16 protein-coding genes and 1 pseudogene are annotated in these 21,602 nt (G+C 41.4%); 1 reads left to right on the top strand and 16 read right to left on the bottom strand.

Features of this window, described 5'->3' with window-relative positions; all coding sequences use genetic code 11:
- The 8 genes and pseudogenes from uvrB to AB3N04_RS13735 all read right to left on the bottom strand — a co-directional run bounded on the left by uvrB (window position 1) and on the right by AB3N04_RS13735 (window position 8,131).
- Complete coding sequence (uvrB, locus tag AB3N04_RS13770) at window positions 1-1,977, bottom strand: excinuclease ABC subunit UvrB (RefSeq protein ID WP_368503308.1); 1,977 nt, start codon at window positions 1,975-1,977, stop codon at window positions 1-3.
- 642 nt (window positions 1,978-2,619) lie between these two features.
- Window positions 2,620-2,844 carry a DUF2198 family protein gene (locus AB3N04_RS13765; protein ID WP_368503307.1) on the bottom strand — a complete coding sequence of 75 codons (225 nt, stop codon included), beginning with the start codon at window positions 2,842-2,844 and terminating at the stop codon, window positions 2,620-2,622.
- A 34-nt stretch (window positions 2,845-2,878) separates the two neighbouring features.
- Complete coding sequence (locus AB3N04_RS13760; protein ID WP_368503306.1) at window positions 2,879-4,069, bottom strand: PDZ domain-containing protein; 1,191 nt, start codon at window positions 4,067-4,069, stop codon at window positions 2,879-2,881.
- 171 nt (window positions 4,070-4,240) lie between these two features.
- Complete coding sequence (locus AB3N04_RS13755; RefSeq protein WP_368503305.1) at window positions 4,241-5,707, bottom strand: S41 family peptidase; 1,467 nt, start codon at window positions 5,705-5,707, stop codon at window positions 4,241-4,243.
- Between the two features lie 295 nt (window positions 5,708-6,002).
- Complete coding sequence (locus AB3N04_RS13750; RefSeq protein WP_368506056.1) at window positions 6,003-6,479, bottom strand: FAD-dependent oxidoreductase; 477 nt, start codon at window positions 6,477-6,479, stop codon at window positions 6,003-6,005.
- A gap of 270 nt (window positions 6,480-6,749) precedes the next feature.
- Window positions 6,750-7,280, bottom strand: a complete 531-nt coding sequence (locus tag AB3N04_RS13745; RefSeq protein WP_368503304.1) for a peroxidase-related enzyme — start codon at window positions 7,278-7,280, stop codon at window positions 6,750-6,752.
- Between the two features lie 123 nt (window positions 7,281-7,403).
- A pseudogene (locus tag AB3N04_RS13740) lies at window positions 7,404-7,831 on the bottom strand (OsmC family protein).
- Window positions 7,832-7,894: 63 nt separating this feature from the next.
- Window positions 7,895-8,131: a glutaredoxin family protein gene (locus tag AB3N04_RS13735; RefSeq protein ID WP_368503303.1), complete on the bottom strand. Its 237-nt coding sequence runs from the start codon at window positions 8,129-8,131 to the stop codon at window positions 7,895-7,897.
- A 177-nt stretch (window positions 8,132-8,308) separates the two neighbouring features.
- On the opposite strand from AB3N04_RS13735, the gene AB3N04_RS13730 reads away from it, so the two are divergent.
- A complete protein-coding gene (locus AB3N04_RS13730) occupies window positions 8,309-9,832 on the top strand; it encodes an MFS transporter (protein WP_368503302.1) in 1,524 nt (507 codons plus the stop codon).
- 329 nt (window positions 9,833-10,161) lie between these two features.
- Here the strand turns inward: AB3N04_RS13730 and AB3N04_RS13725 are convergent, their stop codons facing one another.
- From AB3N04_RS13725 to prfB, 8 genes are all read right to left on the bottom strand, one after another.
- Complete coding sequence (locus AB3N04_RS13725; protein WP_368503301.1) at window positions 10,162-12,297, bottom strand: molybdopterin oxidoreductase family protein; 2,136 nt, start codon at window positions 12,295-12,297, stop codon at window positions 10,162-10,164.
- A 53-nt stretch (window positions 12,298-12,350) separates the two neighbouring features.
- On the bottom strand, window positions 12,351-14,708 hold the full coding sequence (gene nirB, locus AB3N04_RS13720; protein ID WP_368503300.1) for a nitrite reductase large subunit NirB: 2,358 nt from the start codon (window positions 14,706-14,708) through the stop codon (window positions 12,351-12,353).
- A 271-nt stretch (window positions 14,709-14,979) separates the two neighbouring features.
- Complete coding sequence (locus AB3N04_RS13715) at window positions 14,980-16,386, bottom strand: murein hydrolase activator EnvC (protein ID WP_368503299.1); 1,407 nt, start codon at window positions 16,384-16,386, stop codon at window positions 14,980-14,982.
- Between the two features lie 71 nt (window positions 16,387-16,457).
- A complete protein-coding gene (gene ftsX / locus AB3N04_RS13710; protein WP_047973559.1) occupies window positions 16,458-17,351 on the bottom strand; it encodes a permease-like cell division protein FtsX in 894 nt (297 codons plus the stop codon).
- Window positions 17,341-18,027, bottom strand: a complete 687-nt coding sequence (ftsE, locus tag AB3N04_RS13705; protein WP_047973558.1) for a cell division ATP-binding protein FtsE — start codon at window positions 18,025-18,027, stop codon at window positions 17,341-17,343. The genes ftsX and ftsE overlap by 11 nt, the downstream gene beginning before the upstream one ends.
- Window positions 18,028-18,325: 298 nt before the next feature.
- Window positions 18,326-18,700 carry a cytochrome c gene (locus tag AB3N04_RS13700; RefSeq protein ID WP_368503298.1) on the bottom strand — a complete coding sequence of 125 codons (375 nt, stop codon included), beginning with the start codon at window positions 18,698-18,700 and terminating at the stop codon, window positions 18,326-18,328.
- A 72-nt stretch (window positions 18,701-18,772) separates the two neighbouring features.
- A complete protein-coding gene (locus AB3N04_RS13695) occupies window positions 18,773-19,645 on the bottom strand; it encodes a YitT family protein (protein WP_368503297.1) in 873 nt (290 codons plus the stop codon).
- Between the two features lie 754 nt (window positions 19,646-20,399).
- A protein-coding gene (gene prfB / locus AB3N04_RS13690; protein ID WP_368503296.1) for a peptide chain release factor 2 occupies window positions 20,400-21,504 on the bottom strand; the annotation gives its coding sequence in 2 pieces (ribosomal slippage) (window positions 20,400-21,431 and window positions 21,433-21,504; 1,104 coding nt in all).
- Window positions 21,505-21,602 lie beyond the last annotated feature (98 nt).

The following is a 21,602-nucleotide window of genomic DNA, read 5'->3' as shown; positions in this document are numbered from 1 at the left end:
TCACCCTTCCGCTTTTAGCTCTAATAATAAATCACGAAGCTCAGCCGCACGCTCAAAGTTCAATTCGCGAGCCGCATCCTTCATTTCTTTTTCCATTCGCTCAATCATAGCTTCTTTATCTTTCTTGCTTAATTTCGTTTTCGGTAAAGCCGTTGTTTCGCCTTCTTCATCCGTTACAACTGTCGCTTGGATCACATCTGGGATTTTCTTTTGAATCGTCTTAGGTGTAATGCCATGCTTTTTATTGTATTCCTCTTGAATGCTGCGACGTCTTGTCGTTTCATCAATCGCAACTTGCATGGATTTCGTCACCTTATCGGCATACATAATGACATGCCCATTTGAATTACGAGCAGCACGTCCCATTGTTTGAATAAGCGATCTCTCTGAGCGCAAGAAGCCTTCTTTATCGGCATCTAAAATCGTTACGAGTGACACTTCAGGAATATCGAGACCTTCTCGTAATAAGTTAATTCCAATAAGTACATCGAACGTTCCCATCCTCAATTGACGAATAATTTCAATCCGTTCGAGTGTTTTCACTTCTGAATGCAAGTAACGAACCTTGATGCCAAGCTCTTTTAAATAATCCGTTAAATCCTCTGACATTTTCTTCGTTAACGTCGTCACTAATACCCGTTCATTTTTCTCAACTCGATCATTGATCTCGCCAATTAAATCGTCAATTTGTCCTTCAATCGGACGAACATCAATCGTTGGGTCAAGTAAACCTGTTGGACGGATGATTTGTTCCACCATTTCCGGCGTATGTTCAAGCTCATACGGACCAGGCGTTGCTGAAACGTACACCCTTTGACCAATTTTCTCTTCAAACTCCTCAAATTTCAGAGGACGGTTATCGAGTGCTGATGGCAAACGAAAGCCGTGATTAACCAGAACTTCTTTTCTAGCCCTGTCACCGTTATACATTCCCCGAACTTGCGGAAGTGTAACATGAGACTCATCGACAATTAATAAAAAGTCCTCCGGGAAGAAATCAATCAGCGTGTACGGGGTTGCACCGGCTCCACGTAATGTAAGATGGCGGGAGTAGTTCTCAATTCCTGAGCAAAAACCCATTTCAGCCATCATCTCTAAGTCATATCGTGTGCGCTGCTCTAGACGTTGTGCTTCTAAAAGCTTTCCTTCTTCATGCATGTGTTTCAGCTGTTCTTCAAGCTCTATCTCAATATTAGCAATTGCTTTTTTCAATTTTGCTTCACGGGTAACGAAGTGGGATGCCGGGAAAATGGCGACATGATTGCGTTCACCTTTGATCTCACCTGTTAGCGCATCTACTTCTGTAATACGGTCAATTTCGTCACCAAAAAACTCGACACGAATACACTGCTCGTCACGAGATGCAGGAAAAATCTCAACAACATCTCCACGCACTCGGAATGTACCACGTGTAAAGTTGACATCATTTCGATCATACTGAATATCGACGAGATTACGAAGAAGACCGTTGCGGTCCAATTCCATACCCGTACGAAGGGAGACTACTAAGTCACGGTATTCCTCAGGCGAACCTAAGCCGTAAATACAAGAGACACTGGCAATAATAATGACGTCACTTCTCTCAAATAGAGAACTAGTAGCCGAGTGTCTAAGTTTATCTATTTCTTCATTTATACTTGCATCTTTTTCAATATACGTATCGGAACTAGGGACGTAGGCTTCTGGTTGGTAATAATCATAGTAGCTGACAAAATACTCAACAGCATTATTTGGGAAGAACTCTTTAAACTCACTATAGAGCTGACCTGCAAGAGTTTTATTATGGGCAATAATGAGTGTGGGTTTGTTTACTTCTTGTATGACATTCGACATGGTAAACGTCTTACCTGTACCGGTAGCGCCAAGCAATGTCTGATGTTTCTTACCTTCTTTTATCCCTGCTACAATCTCTTTGATAGCAGCGGGTTGATCGCCATCTGGCTTATAAGGCGAGTTAAGTTCAAACGTCTGATCCACCAAAAAACCTCCTAACGAACCTATGATCTCTTTGCTTCTAGTATATCACAATGCGCCAGGCTAAAAGCAAATAATAAGAACGTACGTCCCCATTTTTGTTAGTTTGTTGCGGGGTAGGAGGGGGGGCGATGCTGTGCTTATGTGCGGAGAGGTGGTATGTGCGCAAATGGGGTGCTTATGTGCGCTATATTCTGGATATGAGCGCTTTTCGGCTGATATGTGCGAAATGCGCCTATTTATGTGCGCTATTTTGTTTTTATGTGCGAACTCAGCCATTGAGGCCCATATATGTGCGGGATGACGGCGTATGGGGAAGGGCTGTCCTTATGTGCGGAAGAGCTCGTATGTGCGCAAATGGGGTGCTTATGTGCGCTATATTCTGGATATGAGCGCTTTTCGGCTGATATGTGCGAAATGCGCCTATTTATGTGCGCTATTTTGTTTTTATGTGCGAACGCAGCCATTGAGGCCCTTATATGTGCGAACGCCATCATCGGGGGCACCAACGCCACCACCGATCCTCTTATATGTGCGAACGGCCACCCCGCTTGCCGCCACTGCTGTCTTCAGCACCAGTGCTGCTACCACCCCACCACACATCCCTCTCAAAACAAAAAAGAGTCGATCGCATCGACTCTTTCTCTACATTCCCGGACGTTTGATAAGTACTTTTTTTGCTACCCATACCCCAACTAGAAAAGAAGGAATCGCCATCAGCAGCAACCACCATGGCTTGTCATACACACTCATAACGGAGAGGATGACCATCCACGTCACTACACTTGCTCCAATTAAACTAAAGGTTACTCTTGTTGTGATAACGATTAGTAAAAATGGAGTGATCAACGCTAATAAAATCTCTGACATGCTCTTAGTAAGTCTCCTTTACTCGGACTAAAACCTATATAACTGAATCTTGTAATTGATAATCATGTTTAACTAATAATACACCGAGTTGATGATGTTGCCCATCATAGAGGGCTCCTTGTGCAAATCGAACTTCCCCTGCATGATCAAGCACATCTAATTTACAAAAAGCAGCTCCATTAAGTTGGAGTGCTTCATAGAAGCTTTTTTCATCATGAACCGTTTGCCCGTTTACTTTGACAATCGTCTCTCCGACTTCAAGCTTCATCTTAGTAGCAGGACTTCCTGGGATAATTCCCAAAATGACGCACCCTTTTTGCTTTGAATTATAAAAGGCTGGCTGAGATTCATCTTGTGATTTAGCGACCATCCATAATAATTCACGTGAGATAATCGCAATCGACGCCATAAGTACAGCTACAAATGGATACCAATAGCTCACAACAGCGAGCGCCGCTAAAAGCAACCCAACTCCGACAACACGCATTCCCATCATCTTGATCGGTGCGCTAGGTAGACTCGAGCGTACTCGTTGCTGAAAGCCGATTAATACCGGAAATAAAATCGGTTGAAAGCTTGTTTCTCCTAAGGTGAATACAGGCCAAAATTCAAAGCTTGGAATAATGCCTTCCGGTACAAGGAAGAAAACAGGCACAATCCACATCCGCTTCGCCTCTTGGAACCCAACCCATTTTCCTCGTTTACTACGTTCAACACCTGGTGATGTATACACATCGCCATTGCGATAAATGAGAATTCCTTCTCCAATAACGAGTAACGCTAAAATAAGGGCGAATTGATAGAGAGGAAATTCACCAACAGCTGCCACACCTTCTGCTAGATAAGGAATGTCACCAACAAAAGGAGCAAATGCAATCGCTAACAGGGCAAGTCCCATCACATAAGCTGGGGACATCCACCTTACATACGTGGTCAGCGCCATCAGAATGGTGACACCGATCATCAAGAATAGTAAAGGAATCGTAATCACAATACCAGCACCTAATGTGGCGACTGAAATCAATAACCCGACTACAACTGCTGACCAAAACGGAATAACGAAATCAGCGATTCGATCCGTTACTCGTGTATGAAAAGCCACTCGTTCTTTTTGAACGCGGCGATGAGCTATTAAAAAAATAACGAATAAACCTATGTACAAAATGGGATTGGCAAAAAAGCTACCAATAGTAAGTCCCAAGCTTTTCAGAATGTCTATTATCATACATCTAACGCCTCCAGAACTCTTTCTCTCTATTCTACCTTATATACAGGAAAAAGAGATAACAGATCTGTGAGAAATTATGATTTTTGATAGTTTGTTAGATTTTAAGTGATCGCCATCAAAAAAAAGAGAGACGCAAGAGCATTTTACTGCTTGCATCTCCCTACCTTCTTATTGTTGTGCTTGTTTGATGATTAACTCAATCGCTGTTTGAAGCTGCTTGTCATTTGATTCTTCGCGAACTTCATCGACAATGATTTGTTGCAGGCTACTAGCTGTTTCCTCGTCAATTTCACCTGTTACATTTAATCCTTCAGCTTGCTGGAAGGCACGAACAGCTTCCTCCGTTTGTTCATCGAAATAGCCATCTGTACGTCCAGTCTCATACCCAAGTCCTTTAAGCATGGTTTGGGCACTTCTTGTTTGCTCATTCATCATATCAAGCGTTAATGTTTCATTTCCTGTTAATGGTGCAGAGTAGAAGTAGTCCGGCTGCATCACTTCTACCGTTGGCTCTACGCCTTCACCGTTAATATCATTTCCAGCTGATGTTAGCCATCTGAATAATGAAAGCTTTAACTCACTTCCATCACCAAGTTGAATCGTTTGTTGAACCGTCCCTTTACCAAATGTCGTCTCACCAACCACATCATAATCTCCTGCTTCAATTAATGCCGCAGACAAGATTTCCGATGCCGAAGCACTTGAACGATCCGTAAGGCCTACAATCGGATAAGGCTTTCTCTCATCAAGTGAGGACACATAGCGAACTCTCTCACCAGTGCGATCTTGGATTTGGACAATCGGCTCTCCACCAGGAATAATTAATTTCCCGATTTTCTCTACACTATCTAAGTAGCCACCAGGATTACCACGAACATCGATTAATAAGCCATCAATTCCTTGGGCCTCTAATTCTTCAAGCCCCTCCTCAAAACGGTCTGCCGTGTCTGAAGAGAAAGAAGTGATATCGAGCAATCCAATCGTTTGGCCATCTCGTTCGATCGTACTGACACGAACCGTCTCAATCGGAATATCATCACGAATAACTGGAATCGTTAAAAGTTCATTGGCACCAGCACGTTCGACTGTTAAAGTTACCGTCGTCCCTTTTTCGCCACGGATTTTCAATACTGCTTCATAAAGAGATAATCCGTCAGTCGATTCTCCATCAATTTCAATAATTTTATCGTTTGGTTGAAGACCAGCATTCTCAGCTGGTGACTCACGGAAAGGAGCGACAATTGTTACCGTACCATCCGTCATACTCACTTCAGCACCAATTCCTTCAAAGCTTGATCCAAGTGATTCGACGAATTGATTAGCTGTTTCTTGATCCATGTAAACAGAATAGGGATCATCAAGCGTATCAAGCATTCCTTCAATCGCCCCTTGGATGAGCGTTTCTTCATCTACTTCCTCCACATATTGCTCTTGAATAATCGCCAGTGTTTTGGCAATTTTCTCAAGAGACTCAACGTCTGTTACAACCTCTTCTTGATTAGGTTGATTTCCCGGTTCTGAGGTTGAAGCCTGCTCATTGCCATTTAATGCAAATGAACCTGTAAATAAAAACACACTTCCTATTCCGATCGCCACTACAGCGACTAGTATGAGAAGCAATTTCTTGCTATTCATCCTCACCACTCCCACTCGATTTCAAGCCTCAAGGGCCGATTCATTGTATCGTTGTTATCAAGCTAAACTTTTTAAAATTGTATGGTTGATAAGTGCAACAAAGGGCATTACACGCGCATGTGCAATGCCCTCATCTACACCCATCTTATGCTTAGCTTGTACGTAATATGTCGCACGAATCTATTACTTCCATTTTAAACAAGGATGTTTCGTAAGTCAAAAGACGATGGCTCCTAGACTATGAAAGATTGTCAAAATGGAAGTTGCATTAAACGATACTTAAATCGAAAGGGGCCTACTGAAAACTCTTTATATACTTTGAGTCAATGAAATGTTTGAGAGACCGTGTCCACTTTCCTGTTATATATTGGCCGCCATACAATAGGAAGCCCTTTTTATTTCCAATTGATAAAATAGATAAGTAACGCTTTTGTGGTGTAAAAAGAGTCCCTTCTTCCTCCCTTAGGAAACTCACGAGGTTTTTGTATAAAACGGGTGCTTGTCTAATGGCATACACACCATTTTTCGGTAGTGTAGGCTGAGAGGAAATTGTCACGCAATCACCTGCACCGAATACTGAAGGAAACGAAGGTGACTGTAAAAAATCATTTACAAGCATAAAACCTTTGTCATCTGTAGGAACGAGTGCTTTTTTAAAGAGATCGAAAGCTTTTGGACCTGTTAGCCAAAGCACCTCATCATACTCAATCGTTATGGCGCCATCTGTATAAAGTCTTTCTTCGTTAAGCTCCGTAAGATGCGTATTCTCAATCAGCCTGACACTAGCTTCTTTAACAATCGTTTCGATTTTCTTTGAGGTTCGTTCTGCGTTATCACTTTTATGTATCCATCAAGATGTCTTTCAGCAACAAACCGATCAACATCATTCGTTTTTACTTCATAGGCGTGATAGTTGAAAGGCTTACTCTCCTATGCTATTCATATCGAGAAAGTTAATCAAAAAGTGAACGAACAAAAATGAGGACTTTATCAAAATCAGTCCTCATTTTTTCGTTATAAGATACTCAACCTATTCTCTGCTTTAATTCGTTTTTTCTAACTCAATCCCAAGACCTTCTGCAAGCCGATTGACAAAATTAAAGTAGGCCGTAATCTGACAAAGATCAAGTACTTCTCGATCTGTGCACCCCAAGCGTTTTAACACTTCCACATTCTCTTTGTCTACACTAGCAGGGTGCTTGGTTAACTGCTCTGCATACTGTAACATTGCCAACATCTTTGGTGTTACATCCGCCTTCGTATAATCTTCTTTCAACTGTTCTACTAATATATGATCTTTCGTCAATAAATGGAGCGCCGCCCCATGATGTTCCATTCAGTAATGGCATTCATTTACAGATGAAACCGTCGTCGCAATCATTTCGCGCTCGGCCCTACTTAATGGAGATTTCTTAAACATTAGTGTCTTATACAACTGTAAGTGAGCATCTAAGGATTCAGGAAATAAACTAGATGCTTTTAAGATGTTTGCCACTCTTCCACCTAGCTTATGATAGATCTCCTCCAATAGTCCTTCAGCCTCTTTTTCATCTACCATTTCAATGTAACTCATTTCTCTTCCTCCTAAAAAGTGAACTATAAAAGAACTTCTAGTTTTTTTGTCGAAACCCTTCTATTACCAACGAAATAAGGAAAAAGGAGAAAGCAAGTGAATGTTCACTTGCTTTCCAAGCTGTCATGCTCGTACCTCAACTCCAGCGACTTTCATCATCGTATAAATAGGGCAACGTTGGTCTGTTTTATCTTGAAGTTCTTTAATCCGTTCGTCACTTTCACTTGTTTGGACACGTGCTTCAATTTGTACCTTTTCAAAATAAGGTCTTACCTCTTGATCACCCATTAACCCTCTAGAGTCAAGCTCTCCTTAATATCAAATGAGATTGCACCTAAGTCAAACTCCATTTCTTTTGCTACAAAGTGAGCTATCACATTTTCACAACCTGCTAATGTTCCAAGTAATGAAGATAGAGGATCTGCCCCTGTATCAGTGCCACCCATATTTTTCGGTTCATCAATTGTTAATTGATGTTCTCCTGCTTTTATCATGGTTTGCATACCGTTTGTTTCACCTGTAATTGCAAATTTCATTGTTGATTTAGACATCTTTAAAGACCTCCTTTGTTTCATACTTAAACGATAACAGAGTCTCTCTATTAAAAATGTAAGCTAGCTTACCTCATATCCATTTCTCATTTCCAAAAAGAGCATATCTTCGAACAACCATTTTCTACCCTTAGAAAAGAAAATCGGGGTTATAACTTCATGATGAATCAATCTTATTTCAGTTTGTCTCGCTGGATGTTCAAGTATATTCACTTCCTCGTATGAAACCCCCTGACTAGTTAAGGTATTCTTCGCTTGTTCACAGCGAATGCATCCACTTATTGTATATAGTATCGCCATACTGATCCCCCCTTTCCAAATTATATGGAACATATTGAAAGAGGTCTGTAAGCTAGGTTACACATTGGGGTAGTCAAAAACCATGTAACATTACCTCTCTATTTTTCAGACAATTAAGAATTAATAGTGTATAAAAAAACTGTACCTTAAATTCCGATCTATAGGAGGACATGTTAAATGACTGTAACTGAAATCTTCAAATTTAAGAGTGAGCGAATTAAAGTGTTACATTTTACTTGGTTCGCATTCTTTATTTCTTTTTTTACCTGGTATAATATGGCCCCACTCGCGACTACCATGCTTGAAACAATGGATTGGTTAACTCCTCAACATATTGCTGCTCTAGGGATTTGTAATGTCGCTTTAACCATTCCCGCTCGAGTGATCATAGGAACCTTATTAGATAAATACGGACCAAGAAAGGTTTATTCTGCGCTACTCATCACGATGTCTTTCCCGGCAATTGTTTTTGCCTTTGGAGATAGTTGGGTACAATTAATGATCGCACGTTTAGTGCTAGGAAGCATCGGGGCTAGTTTCGTGATCGGGATTCGAATGGTAGCAGAGTGGTTCCCACCAAAAAGCATTGGTTTTGCCGAAGGAATTTATGGTGGGTGGGGTAATTTCGGCTCTGCTGTTGCCGCTATGCTCCTCCCTTGGTTCGCCTTAACCTTATTAGGTGGAGATAATGGGTGGAGATATGCTTTAGCGTTTACAGGGGTTAGTTGTTTTGTTTATGGGATTATTTATTACTTTAATGTCAAAGACACACCAGAAGGAAAAGAATTTATTAGACCTAAACGTACCGGAGCACTAGAAGTAAGTAGCTGGGGAGACTTAGCACAATTGATCTTTTGGACGATTCCCCTAGGCGGCGCCTTAGCTCTTAGTGCATGGAGATTAGCCGGCTTAGGCTTTATCACTTCTACTGCCCTTTATCTTGTGTATGCTGTTATTGGCCTCACCCTTGTGTATCAGATCTATATGATTTTAAAAGTGAATATCCCTATTTTGAAAAAAGGGGTGCCTGAGGATGACCGATATAAGTTTAAAAATGTTGGCGCGCTAAACAGCACCTATTTTGCTAACTTTGGGGCTGAGCTTGCGATTGTCTCTATGCTCCCTATGTTTTTTCAATTAACATTCTCACTTTCTGCCTCCCAAGCAGGGCTAATAGCCGCTTCGTTCGCATTTGTAAATCTATTAGCGAGACCATTAGGAGGAGTACTTTCAGATCGTATGGGTAGCAGGCGTAAGGTGATGCTTATCTATATGTTTGGTATCACACTTGGCCTTTTTGGAATGGGCTTTGTCGATTCTAACTGGCCATTACTACTCGCCGTTGCGATCACTGTATTAACGTCGATGTTTATCCAAGGGGCAGAAGGTGCTACATTTGCCGTTATACCAATGATCAAAAAAAGAGTCACAGGACAAATTGCCGGAATGGCTGGCGCATACGGAAATGTCGGTGCGACGATTTACTTGACGCTTTATACATTCGTAACACCACAGCAATTCTTCTTCATTCTTGCTACAGGAGCGCTTATAAGCTTTGTGATTTGTTACTTCACTTTAGAAGAACCTAAAAACTCCTTTAGTGAAGAATACTATATGTCATCAGATGAGCTGAAAGTTACTGAAGTTGACGTTACAAATACCGATGTTGAAGAAGAACCTCTACGAAGAAAGGTTCTGTAAACCGTAAACCACTACATAAAGCCCGTTCCCCAGTTATAGTTGGGAGAGCGGGTTTTATCACGTTCCTAGTTATAAAAGTAGAGGCTGGGACATAGTTAGTGTGTTTGACTTATGATACGATCAAAGCGTTAATTTAGCGGATGAAATATACGTAGACTCCTGTGGGGAATAGAGCAGGAGTGAGATCCCGGAGTGCGATAGCACGAGGAAGCTCACTAGCTCCCCACGGAAAGCGAAGTATATTTAAGGAGCGGTATACACAGGCCGCACCTTTAACGCTCGGATTTCCATAAGTTAAATCACTTTTGTCCCAGCCTCTAGCAATGATGCTATTCTACAGGACTTATTTTGACAGCACTCACCTTGAATCCGGGCATTTTACAGGTTGGATCGAGCTTTTTTGAGATAAGTTGATTAACATTTTGGCTATCAGCCCAGTGGAATGGGACAAATACTGTATCCTTTCGTATCGCCTCAGAACGCTTACTTCTTACAACAATGCTTCCCCGTTCTGATTCAATTTTGACTAAGGTCTGATCTTTGATTTGATATTTTTCTGCTGTTGCTGGGTGGATTTCCATATAGGATTCGAACTCTCTTGCAGCAAGTGTTGGGCTCTTACGTGTTTGTACACCCGTAAGATAGTGAGACATGACCCTCCCTGTTGTTAAATATAATGGAAAGTCCTCGGTTGGTTTTTCTTTTTCTACCTCTGGTTTATTTGAGACAGCTATCATCTTTGCCTTGCCATTAAGATGGGCAAATTGATGTTCAAATAGACGAATCGTACCAGGGTGATCTTCATCTGGACATGGCCATAGTATACCTTCCTCTTGCCTTAGACGATCATACGTGATCCCTGAATAATCAGCTAACCCTCCACGAGTTGCCTCTCTTAATTCTTCAAAGATTTCTTCTGGAGAATCAAATGAAAAATAGTCTCCTTTTCCAAGGGCTTTAGCAACCTCACATAGAATTTTCCAGTCATGCTTCGCCTCACCCCATAAGGGAAAGCTCGCCTCTCGTAATGTCACTCGGCCTTCGACATTTGTCATCGTACCAGGCGTTTCTAGATAAGAGGTAGCTGGTAAAATCAAATCAGCTAAACGAGCTGTTTCTGAAACAAATAGATCGACTGCTACAAAGAAATCTAATTTTTTTAGCGCTTGCTTGACGAATGCTGCACTTGGATTTGAGACAACTGGGTTCGAGCACATCAGAAATAACCCTTTTATCTCACCTTCATCCATCTTTTCAATCATTTCAAAAGCAGACACACCCTTATGAGGTAAATCCTCTTTACCAATCCCCCATACATCGGCAATATATCTCCTATGCTCTTGATTTTCGATGGAACGATAGCCTGGCAATTGATCTGCTTTTTGCCCGTGTTCTCTTGCTCCTTGACCATTTCCTTGACCTGTTACGGCCCCGAACCCTGAGAACGGCTTCCCAATTTTCCCTGTGGCTAAAAGAATATTCAAGAAATTCCGAACAGCTATAGAACCATCCGTTTGTTGCTCCACTCCCCTTGCTGTAAAGATCATTCCGGATTCTTCTTTGCCAAAGACCGTCGCAGCTTTTACTATTTTTTCACTCGGAACACCTGTTAACTCTGCGATTTCCTCTAAGTCTATTGAGGCTATATACTCTTTAACTTCAGAAAAACCATCCACTCTTCTTTCTAAAAAAGACTGATCGATTAATTCTTCCTCGATAATCACCTTTAATAATCCATTTGCTAAAGCTGCATCCATGCCTGGCTTCACTTTCAAGTGTAAGTCTGCTAGTTTTGTCGTTGCTGTTTCCCTTGGATCAATCGCTATAATAAAGCAACCATTCTCTTTTGCTCGCTCAAAATAAGGCATAATAGTTGGCTGGCATTCTGCTATATTGGTTCCTGCTAAGATCATACATCTTGTCTGAGGAATTTCTTGAATACTATTGGTAAATCCACGATCCATCCCAAATGTTTGAGTTGCAGCTGATGCAGCTGATGACATGCATAAGCGACCATTGTAATCAATGTATCTTGTTTTAAGCGCTACACGGGCAAACTTTCCTAATAAATAGGCTTCTTCATTTGTAATCGTGGCACTGCCATAAACAGAAAGAGTATCATTACCATGCAAACTTTGGATTTCAGTGAATTTTTCTTTTATGAGTTGTATAGCTTCCTCCCAAGAAATCTTTTGAAATTCACCATTCACTTTTAAGAGAGGGTGTTTAATCCGATCACCATGGATCGCATGCTGGTGTGCATGAAGTCCTTTTATACATATTCGCCCTTCAGAGGTCGGATTGTCCTTCGCTATAGTCTGATATCTTTTTCTAGTGACTGTTGATTGCTCAATCAGCTGCATCTTACATTGCATGCTGCAAAAAGGGCATTGGGTATCATAGATCTTTTCAGTTTGAGTTTCTTTTTGCTTCTTACGGAAATAGCGCAATAACATCTCGGTCATGAATACCATCCTTTACCAACAATTTTAGAGAAAAGCACTCTTTACTAACGCTTTTAAATCAGTTCTGCCACAATCTTTTTACGTTGTTTCATTTCTAATTCTAAATTTTCCGATAATTGTTTTCGTAAATCATCATCAAATAAAACCTCTCTTATATGAACTAGACTCACTCGATCAATCCATTCCCATGAGCGTTCGCCGTACTTAGCCGTTTCACGATAATATTGAATGAAACCAATGACCATCTCGTACAATTTTTTATTAGTATCAGCCACGCACAACAGCTGTCCAGATCTCACATTGCGACCACTACTGCCCCCCACATACATTTCCCAGCCTCGATCGGTTTGAATGACACCAACATCCTTGGTTGTTGAACCTGCTCCATTATGTAGACAAGCAGATATACCCATTTTCAAACGGTAGGGAGTTACTACATAATCGGTTGTTTTCTCAATTTTCACGGCCAATTGAAGGGCTTTATGTTTATCGCATGTACAAATTGTCTCACCAATGCAAGTCTTTATATTTTGAACCGTATTTCCATACGTGCTGCTTAACGGCAAATCAATTTTTTTCCAAATGGCTTCAAGATCCTTCTGGGCTATTCCCATTAAAGTTAGTCTTTGTTCACTCGTTATGGCTACTTGCGGAATGTTATATTGCTCGATGGCATCTGCAATTTTACGTAATTCTTCAGCACTCGTTAACCCTCCATACATTTGTGGTGTAATCGAGAAAGATCCATCACTTTGCATCGTCGCATTCATACGTTCATTAATAAATAAAGATGGTTGTTCTTTTTCATATTCAGGGTAGATCATTCCTAAATAGTATTGAATGGCCGAAAGACATGTTGAACATCCACCTTCCGTTAACCAACCAAGCTCTCTCATAACCTCATCGACTGATCTGAGCTGACGAATTTGCAGTTCATTAACTAACTCTTCATCTGTTAAGGTTGTACATGAACATAAGGTTACTTTTTCAATAACCTCATCGAAGCCCTCACTTTGGATGTACGTTAGTAGCTCAGTAACAAGTGGCTTACAACCACCACAAGCACTTGAAGCTTTTGTACAGCTCTTAATTTCTTCTACTGTGGTTATATTATTAAGTTGGCATGACTCCAAGATTGTACCTTTCGTGACGCCATTGCAATTACAAATGAGCTCTGTATGTTCCATAGAAGATACCTGCCAACTATTGCGATCACTCGTTTGCAATAGCAGCATTTTCTCCTCATCCGTCATTACTTTTTGTTTGTTGATCATATCAACTAAACGATTGCCGACTTTTGTGTCCCCGTATAGGACTGCCCCTAGAATTTTGTCATCTTTTAAAACAAGTTTCTTATAAATGTTTGCCTGTTCGTCGTAATGAGTAATGGTTTTTGTTGTTTCATCTCCAACGAAATCTCCTACAGAAAATACATCCACTCCCGAAATTTTTAACTGAGTCGATAAAGTAGAACCTTGATAACCTTGCGAATCGATACCACAAATATGCTTCGCTAATTCTCTGCCTTGTTCATATAAGGGCTTTACAAGACCATAAACAACCCCTCTATGCTCAGCACACTCGCCAACCGCGTAGATATCAGGTACATTTGTTTGGAGGTAATCATTAACAACAATGGCACGATTCGTTTCAATCCTATTTCCCTTCATCAGGTTAATATTGGGCCTTACTCCAACTGCCATGATGATTGCTTCAGCTTCTACTTCTGTTCCGTCTTTAAAACGTAAGCCTTCAACAGAATCCCCACCGATTATTTCAGCTGATGCTTTTTCTAGCAGAAAGTTCACGCCTTGACTCTCAAGCTCCCGCTGTAGCATGATTGAAGCTGTTGGATCCAATTGTCTGTCCATAATATGTTTAGAAAGATGAACAACATCGACTTCCATTCCTAAATGGAGTAATCCTCTTGCTGCTTCTAACCCTAATAATCCACCACCAATGACGACTGCTTTTTTATGGTGCTTAGACATGTCGATGATATTCTTGCAATCTTCTATCGTCCGAAAATTAATAACTCCTCTTTTATCATTTCCTAGTATGGGTAAAACAAATGGATGTGATCCTGTCGCTATAATGGCTTTATCATAAGATACCTCTCTATCTTGATCCGTACGCAGAAGCTTGTTATCTGGATCTATATATGTGACTGTCTCACCTGTATACAATTTAATGTTTTTATCCTCATACCAAGACCGATCGTTTAGTGTAATATCCTCTACCTTCGTTGAACCTTGTAAAACCGTAGATAAGAGAATGCGGTTGTAATTATAATGGGGCTCACTTCCAAAAACTATTATCTCAAATGCATCAGGCTGATGATTCAAGATTTCTTGAACACAATTGATCCCTGCCATCCCATTACCAATCACCACTAACCGTTGCTTTCTCATTATTGAAACCCTCCCGATCCTGAATTCCCCTATTTTATTTAGCAATATGAAAAAAACCTCTATTTTTCTCAACCATATATACATCAGTTTCATTCTATCGAACCTAGGGCGGCAAATCTTCGTTTATGTCAGATCAATTGACACACTATATGAACAACAGTTTAAACAAACGTTTAATTGAGACAGCTCCAAGTTGTTAATAGTGGCAATACACACAAAAAAGCACAACTTGTAAGTTTACAAGTTGTGCTTTTGGTGTTTAACGACATTCTTAACGTGGAATATATTTCATAGGGTCAACAGAGTTTGATTTCGCTCCGTTCCAGCCACCTTCATGTACTTCAAAGTGTAAATGTGGTCCGAATGAACGGCCAGTGTTACCCATCATACCTAGGCGTTGACCTTTTGACACACTTTGACCTGCACTTACTTCACGGTTCTCTAAGTGTGCATACAATGTAGTAATTTGCTTACCATTAACCATATGTGAGATTAATACTGTGTTTCCATAACTTGAAGAATAGTAAGACTGAACAACTTGTCCGTCTGCTACTGCAACAATCGGAACATCACCCGTACGACCATTTTTACCAATATCAATACCGTGGTGCATACGACCACCAAATGTTGCACGAGGTCCGTAAGTTGAGGTAATGGTACCCGTTGCCGGACGCATAAATCCTGAGTTCGTTACAGCAGGTGCACTATGTTGAGTGTTGCTGCTGGCATTTGAACTTGAATTTGATGAGTTTGAGTTTGAACTAGAGTTCGAGCTAGAGCTTGAATCTGAACTTCTAGATGTTGTTTGTTGGGCTTCTGCTGCTGCTGCTTTTTTAGCTGCTTCAGCTGCTGCGGCTTCCTCTTGCTTGCGTTTCTCTTCTTCTTGACGCTTACGTTCTTGCTCTGCTTCATATTCAGCAAGTTGCTGCTGTAGTGCTGCTTCTTGTTGTTTTAAGATTTCATTTTCATTATCTAAGTTTCCTAGATCCGTATGAAGCTCGCCTTCTTTTTGTTCAAGTTGACCAAGAAGACGGTCTTTTTCTTGTCGTTGTTCTTCTAGTTGCGCACTTAGCTCTTCAAGCTCGATTAACTGTTGCTCTAAATTAGCAAGCTCTTCTTCCACTTGCTCTTTCGCATCTTCAAGAGCTAAGTGATCTTCCATATGTGCTTCTAAAATACTGCGGTCTTGTTGAGCAATAACCGTCAATGCACTAATACGATCAAGAAAATCACCAAAATCTTTTGAACCAAGAATCACTTCAAGATAATCAATTGAACCACCTGATTGGTACATAGAACGAGCGCGATCCTTTAATAGTTCATCACGTTCAGCGATACGCTCTTCTAAAATCACAATCTCTTCTTGCAGTTTTTCAATATGCTCACGAGTCTCTTCAATCTCTGCACGCTTTTCGCGTAGCTTTTGATTCGTTTCTGACATCTTTTCATCAATCTCTTGCATTTCAGCATTAACCTCTGCTAATTCACTTTCAATTTCAGCGATTTCTGCTTCTGTTTGGTTTGCTTTTTCTGAGTTTTGTTGTTGCTCACGTTGAACATCAGAGATCTGATTTTCAAGATCACTGTTAGCATGAGCTACATCAGATGTAGCATTCAATCCAAATGAACTAAACGTAAGTATTGCAGCTGCTGCGACTAATCCGATTCTTCTCCTCATTCCACCTTGCTCCCCCTCATATGTAAGGTAGCAGCCTTCGCTGCTACCATTTCTTCTACATTCATATTCTACTAAACTTTTAAGAATTTACGTACTGACATCACGCTTCCCCACACACCAATAAAGGCTCCAATTCCAATTAGGAGCGCAGCAATTTGCCACAAGTATGGGAATGGCGGTAACAACGAAAAGAATAATGTTTCAAACTGTTGTCCAAATCTTGAGTAGAGGTAGGAATATCCAAATCCTAAAGCAAGGATCGGTATTAAGGAACCAACGATTCCAAGTAACATTCCTTCTACAAAGAATGGCCAGCGAATGAAACCATTTGTTGCCCCTACGAGTTTCATAATTTGAATTTCTCGTTTTCTAGCAATAATAGTAATTTTAATCGTGTTGGCAATTAAGAACATTGCCGTAAACATCATCCCAACAATAAGAATAATCCCGATTGTGCGAGCTAATTCTGTAAAGGCGAACAGTCGCTCAACAAATCCTTGTCCATAGTTGACGGATTCGACATAAGGTAACTCTTCAACCTCACTTGCTACTGATTCTGTTAATTGAGGGCTTGTTGCTCTGACGACGAACGCGTCATTTAGTGGATTCTCTTCACGAATCGATTCGAACGCTCCACCTGCATCATTTAAACTATCAATTAACTGATCAAGTCCTTCATCTTTACTTAAAAAAGTCACACCTTCAACATTTGCGGTGGCCTCTATTTCTTCTTTTAATTCTTCTTGCTGTTCAGGTGTTGCGGTAAGCTCAATATAGGCTCTGATCTCAACATCATCTTCCACGCTATCAGCAAAACTATTAGCATTTAAGATTAAGAGTAAGAAAGCCCCTACAACAAACAACATAACGGTAACGGCACTAATCGATGCAAATGTCATCCAGCCGTTTCGACCGAGGTTCTTCGTTCCTTCTTTTACATGACGTCCGAGGGTTCTAAATTTCATAACCGTAGTCCCCCCTTGCCTGATCACGTACGACTCGTCCACTTTCAATCGCAATCACTCGTCTTTTGAGCGTGTTTACAATGTCTTTGTTGTGAGTTGCCATCACCACAGTCGTACCGCGCTGATTAATATCTTCTAAAATATCCATGATCTCCCATGCTGTATCAGGATCAAGATTCCCTGTAGGCTCATCTGCAATCATCACATCTGGACGGTTGACAATCGCACGAGCAATCGCTACACGCTGCTGCTCACCACCAGATAACTCATCCGGCAGGGCCCTTGCTTTATTTTTAAGACGAACGATATCAAGAACATCCATTACTTTCCGCTTAATAACAGCAGGATTCTCCTCGATAACTTCTAGGGCGAATGCGACGTTTTCATAGACTGTTAAACTCGAAAGAAGCTTAAAGTCTTGGAAAACAACCCCGATTCTACGACGTAAAAGAGGAATATGTCTTTCTTTTATCTTCGAAAGATTCGTCTCATCAATAAGAATATCGCCTTTTGTTGGACGTTCTTCTCGGTACATCATTTTAATGAATGTAGACTTACCAGCACCGCTGGGTCCTACAACATAAACGAATTCACCTTTTTCAATTTTTATATTAATTCCATTAATGGCATGAACATTGTTTGGATACATCTTCCAAACATCTTTCATTTCGATCAACACTATCACTTCCTTGCGTTCAGTCTCTCATGGTGTCTATTAACCTTCATGATTCCTACGAACGCTGCTTTCATAAGCAACTTAATACGACCTTATGAAGTCTGTATTTTTTGTAGAATGCTCACCTAATCTGTCGGTTTGCTTACCCATTATACCATTATTTAAAACTTGTGCATGTTCATTTATGTTACATTTTCATTTCAATAGATCGAGTGATTGTAAAAAAAAATGAGAAATAGGTCTCGTTTTCTCAAAAAAAAAAAAGATCTACTCTCATGAGAGAATAGATCTTATCATTTTATTGCTCTGAAAGCCAAGCAGCAAGGTTAGCCGCATCATCATCTTCTAAGTTTTGAGCAGGCATTGAGCCTTGTCCATTATGAATGATGTCTTCAATATCAGCTGCTGATAGGCCAGTTCCTTCTAGAGCTGGACCAGACGCACCTCCAAGATCGCCACCGTGACATGCGATACAGCTTTGCTCGTATGTAGCGCGAGCTGATTCAGCGTCGTAGTCACCTGCTGTTGCATCCTCATCTGTAGCTCCTTCTTCACTCTCAGGAGCTTCATCCACTGCTGGAGATTCTTCATCAACTGGTGGAGCTGCCTCGTCACCGCCGCCACATGCTGTAAGAGCAACGACTAAACCAAGTGCTAGTAGAAATTTTTTCATGATGTATTCCTCCTTTTCAATTGGATAGTTATGGGGATATTCCCATCTACTTATTATAGCATTTATTATCCCTTACGCTCGTTTGAATCCTTCTCCTAGCACCTCAGTTGCGTTCGTAACAATGACAAATGCTTTTGGATCAACGGCTCGGACAATTTGTTTCAATTTTGTGACCTCCTGCTGGTTAACCACACACATTAACACAGGACGCTCAGCATCCGTATAGCCACCCTGTCCACTTAGCTTCGTAACGCCACGATCGACATCTTTTAAGATACTTTGGCGAACTTCCTCTTGATGATTAGAGATAATAAGAGCTACCTTTGCATATCCTACCCCCATTTGCACTAAATCAATCGTCTTTCCTGTAACAAATAATGCAATTAAGGCATAAAGTGCTAATTCTAGACCAAAAACGACGGCTGACGTCGCGACAATCAGACCATCTATTGCAAACACACATAGCCCGAGTGATACACCCGAATATTTATTAAAAATTTGTGCCGCTAAATCAGTTCCACCCGTGCTTGCATTTGCACGGAACACAGTGCCTAGACCAAGCCCTACACCAATTCCACCAAACAAAGCCCCAAGTAGAGGATCCTCAATGCCGACTGACCAATCTCTTGAAATGAAAACGACAAATGGCAAAAAGATTGTCCCGACTAACGTTTTCGCTCCATATTTAAAGCCCCCAAGTAAAAACAAACCTAAGATAAATAACGGAATATTGAAAGCCCATAATGTGTAGGCGGGCTCAAAACCGACCGTATGGGTCAAAATCGTACTAATCCCGCTGACTCCACCCGATGCAATTTTATTTGGAAGTAAAAATAAATTAAATGCTAATGCCACGATTGCTGAACCAATTAAAATATACGTATAATCAATCATTCCTTGCATTAAACGGCTGCGTGGCTCACGCCGTCTCTTCGTTTTCCCCATGCTTGTCACACTCACTTTTCTTCATAGTATGTCCTAAATCCTTCGGTAGTATAGCACCACACACCCACGCTGTAAATGCGGTTGTGCTAATGCGGTAAAGGGCTTGAGTGGGGGTTCGCTCATATATCGATATGTGCGATATTCCCTGGCTTATGTGCGAGCTGAGACTTGATATGGGCGCTTTTCTCCTTTCATGAGCGCTATTGTGGCTCTTATGTGCGGCATTGGCTTTTTATGTGCGAGCTCCCTTTATATGAGCGAATTGAAGCCTGATATGGGCGAAATCCCCTTGCCCCTGCTCATATTCCGCTCTATATCCCCGTATGTGCGATATTCCCCGCCTTATGGGCGAGCTGGCGCCTGATATGGGCTCTATTCTCCTTTTATGAGCGCTATTGTGGCTCTTATGTGCGACTTTGGCTTTTTATGTGCGAGCTCCCTTCATATGAGCGAATTGAAGTCTCATATGTGCGAAACCACTGCCCCCGCTCCTGCTCATGTTCCGCTCTATATCCCCGTATGTGCGATATCCCCCGCCTTATGTGCGAGCTGAGGCCTGATATGGGCGCTATTCCTCTTTTATGAGCTCATTCGTCGCTCTTATGTGCGGCTTTGGCTTTTTATGTGCGAGCTCCCTTCATATGAGCGAATTGAAGTCTCATATGTGCGAAACCACTGCCCCGCTCTTCTCGCCGCCACGCTCCGCACAAGCTCCACATCAAAAAAGACTGTTCCACAGAACAGTCTTTCCAACTTACATCTTCAAAGATGAACGGAGGTAGGCATTGATAAATCCGTCTAAATCTCCGTCCATGACGCCATTTGTGTTCCCAATTTCAAAATTGGTACGGTGGTCTTTCACGAGACTATATGGGTGGAAGACATAGGAGCGGATTTGGCTTCCCCAGCCAATATCCTTTTGCTCGCCACGAATCTCATCTAGCTCTTGTTGTTGCTTTTCGATCTCTAATTGATACAATTTAGCCTTTAACATTTTCATTGCTGAGTCACGGTTTTTAATCTGTGAACGTTCGTTCTGGCATGTTACGACCGTATTTGTCGGTAAGTGTGTAATACGGATGGCAGAGTCCGTTGTGTTAATATGCTGCCCGCCCGCACCACTTGCTCGGTACGTATCGACTTTTAAATCCTCTGTACGAATGTCGATGTCCACCGTATCATCAAGCTCCGGCATCACTTCACACGATACGAATGAGGTGTGTCTGCGACCTGATGAGTCAAATGGTGAAATACGAACGAGGCGATGTACTCCTTTTTCCGCTTTCAAATAGCCATACGCATTATGGCCTTTGATAAGAAGGGTTACGCTCTTCACGCCTGCCTCATCGCCTGCTAAATAGTCCATTGTTTCGACTTTAAAGCCGCGTTGTTCAGACCAGCGCGTATACATACGAAGAAGCATCGATGCCCAGTCTTGGGATTCCGTACCACCAGCACCAGGATGCAACTCAAGTATGGCATTGTTTTTGTCATATGGCTCACTTAAAAGAAGCTGGAGTTCGAACTCATTTAAACGCGTAGCTAAATCCTTTACGCCTGCCTCAAGTTCTTTCTCCAAACCCTCATCCGCTTCTTCTTTTACAAGCTCATAAGAGACTTCAAGGTTCTCATACTCTTCTTCAAGCTCTAGGAAAACGTTGACTTGTTCTTTTAAGGCATTTGATTCGTTAATAACGGTTTGAGCTGATTCTTGATCATTCCAAAAGTCAGGGTCCGTCATAAATTCATCGAGCTCAGCCATACGCTCTTGCTTGGCTTCTAAGTCAAAGAGACCCCCTAAAGTCTTCTAATCGTTTTACCATTGACGCTAGTTCTTGCTTTACTTCTACTAATTCCATCTTCTCACCTCATCTAAATAATACCTTGCCATATTTTGGGACAAAAAGGCTAAAGGAGCCCGCAGGTTGCGGGACTCCACCTTGATCAAGCATATGCT

Source organism: Alkalihalophilus sp. As8PL, assembly GCF_040939795.1.
In the GTDB taxonomy this organism is placed as follows: domain Bacteria; phylum Bacillota; class Bacilli; order Bacillales; family Bacillaceae_D; genus Alkalihalophilus; species Alkalihalophilus lindianensis.
Note: the sequence above shows the minus strand (reverse complement) of the source record. Positions and strands in the feature narration are given on the sequence as shown.

Bases quoted from the DNA above. Each gene is read 5' to 3' on its own strand.
- ftsX (WP_047973559.1), bottom strand. From the start codon at position 17,351: ATGAAATTTAGAACCCTCGGACGTCATGTAAAAGAAGGAACGAAGAAC.
- AB3N04_RS13715 (WP_368503299.1), bottom strand. From the start codon at position 16,386: ATGAGGAGAAGAATCGGATTAGTCGCAGCAGCTGCAATACTTACGTTT.
- AB3N04_RS13735 (WP_368503303.1), bottom strand. From the start codon at position 8,131: ATGGCGATACTATATACAATAAGTGGATGCATTCGCTGTGAACAAGCG.
- AB3N04_RS13755 (WP_368503305.1), bottom strand. From the start codon at position 5,707: ATGAATAGCAAGAAATTGCTTCTCATACTAGTCGCTGTAGTGGCGATC.
- AB3N04_RS13730 (WP_368503302.1), top strand. From the start codon at position 8,309: ATGACTGTAACTGAAATCTTCAAATTTAAGAGTGAGCGAATTAAAGTG.
- nirB (WP_368503300.1), bottom strand. From the start codon at position 14,708: ATGAGAAAGCAACGGTTAGTGGTGATTGGTAATGGGATGGCAGGGATC.
- AB3N04_RS13765 (WP_368503307.1), bottom strand. From the start codon at position 2,844: ATGTCAGAGATTTTATTAGCGTTGATCACTCCATTTTTACTAATCGTT.
- AB3N04_RS13760 (WP_368503306.1), bottom strand. From the start codon at position 4,069: ATGATAATAGACATTCTGAAAAGCTTGGGACTTACTATTGGTAGCTTT.
- AB3N04_RS13700 (WP_368503298.1), bottom strand. From the start codon at position 18,700: ATGAAAAAATTTCTACTAGCACTTGGTTTAGTCGTTGCTCTTACAGCA.
- AB3N04_RS13695 (WP_368503297.1), bottom strand. From the start codon at position 19,645: ATGGGGAAAACGAAGAGACGGCGTGAGCCACGCAGCCGTTTAATGCAA.
- AB3N04_RS13725 (WP_368503301.1), bottom strand. From the start codon at position 12,297: ATGACCGAGATGTTATTGCGCTATTTCCGTAAGAAGCAAAAAGAAACT.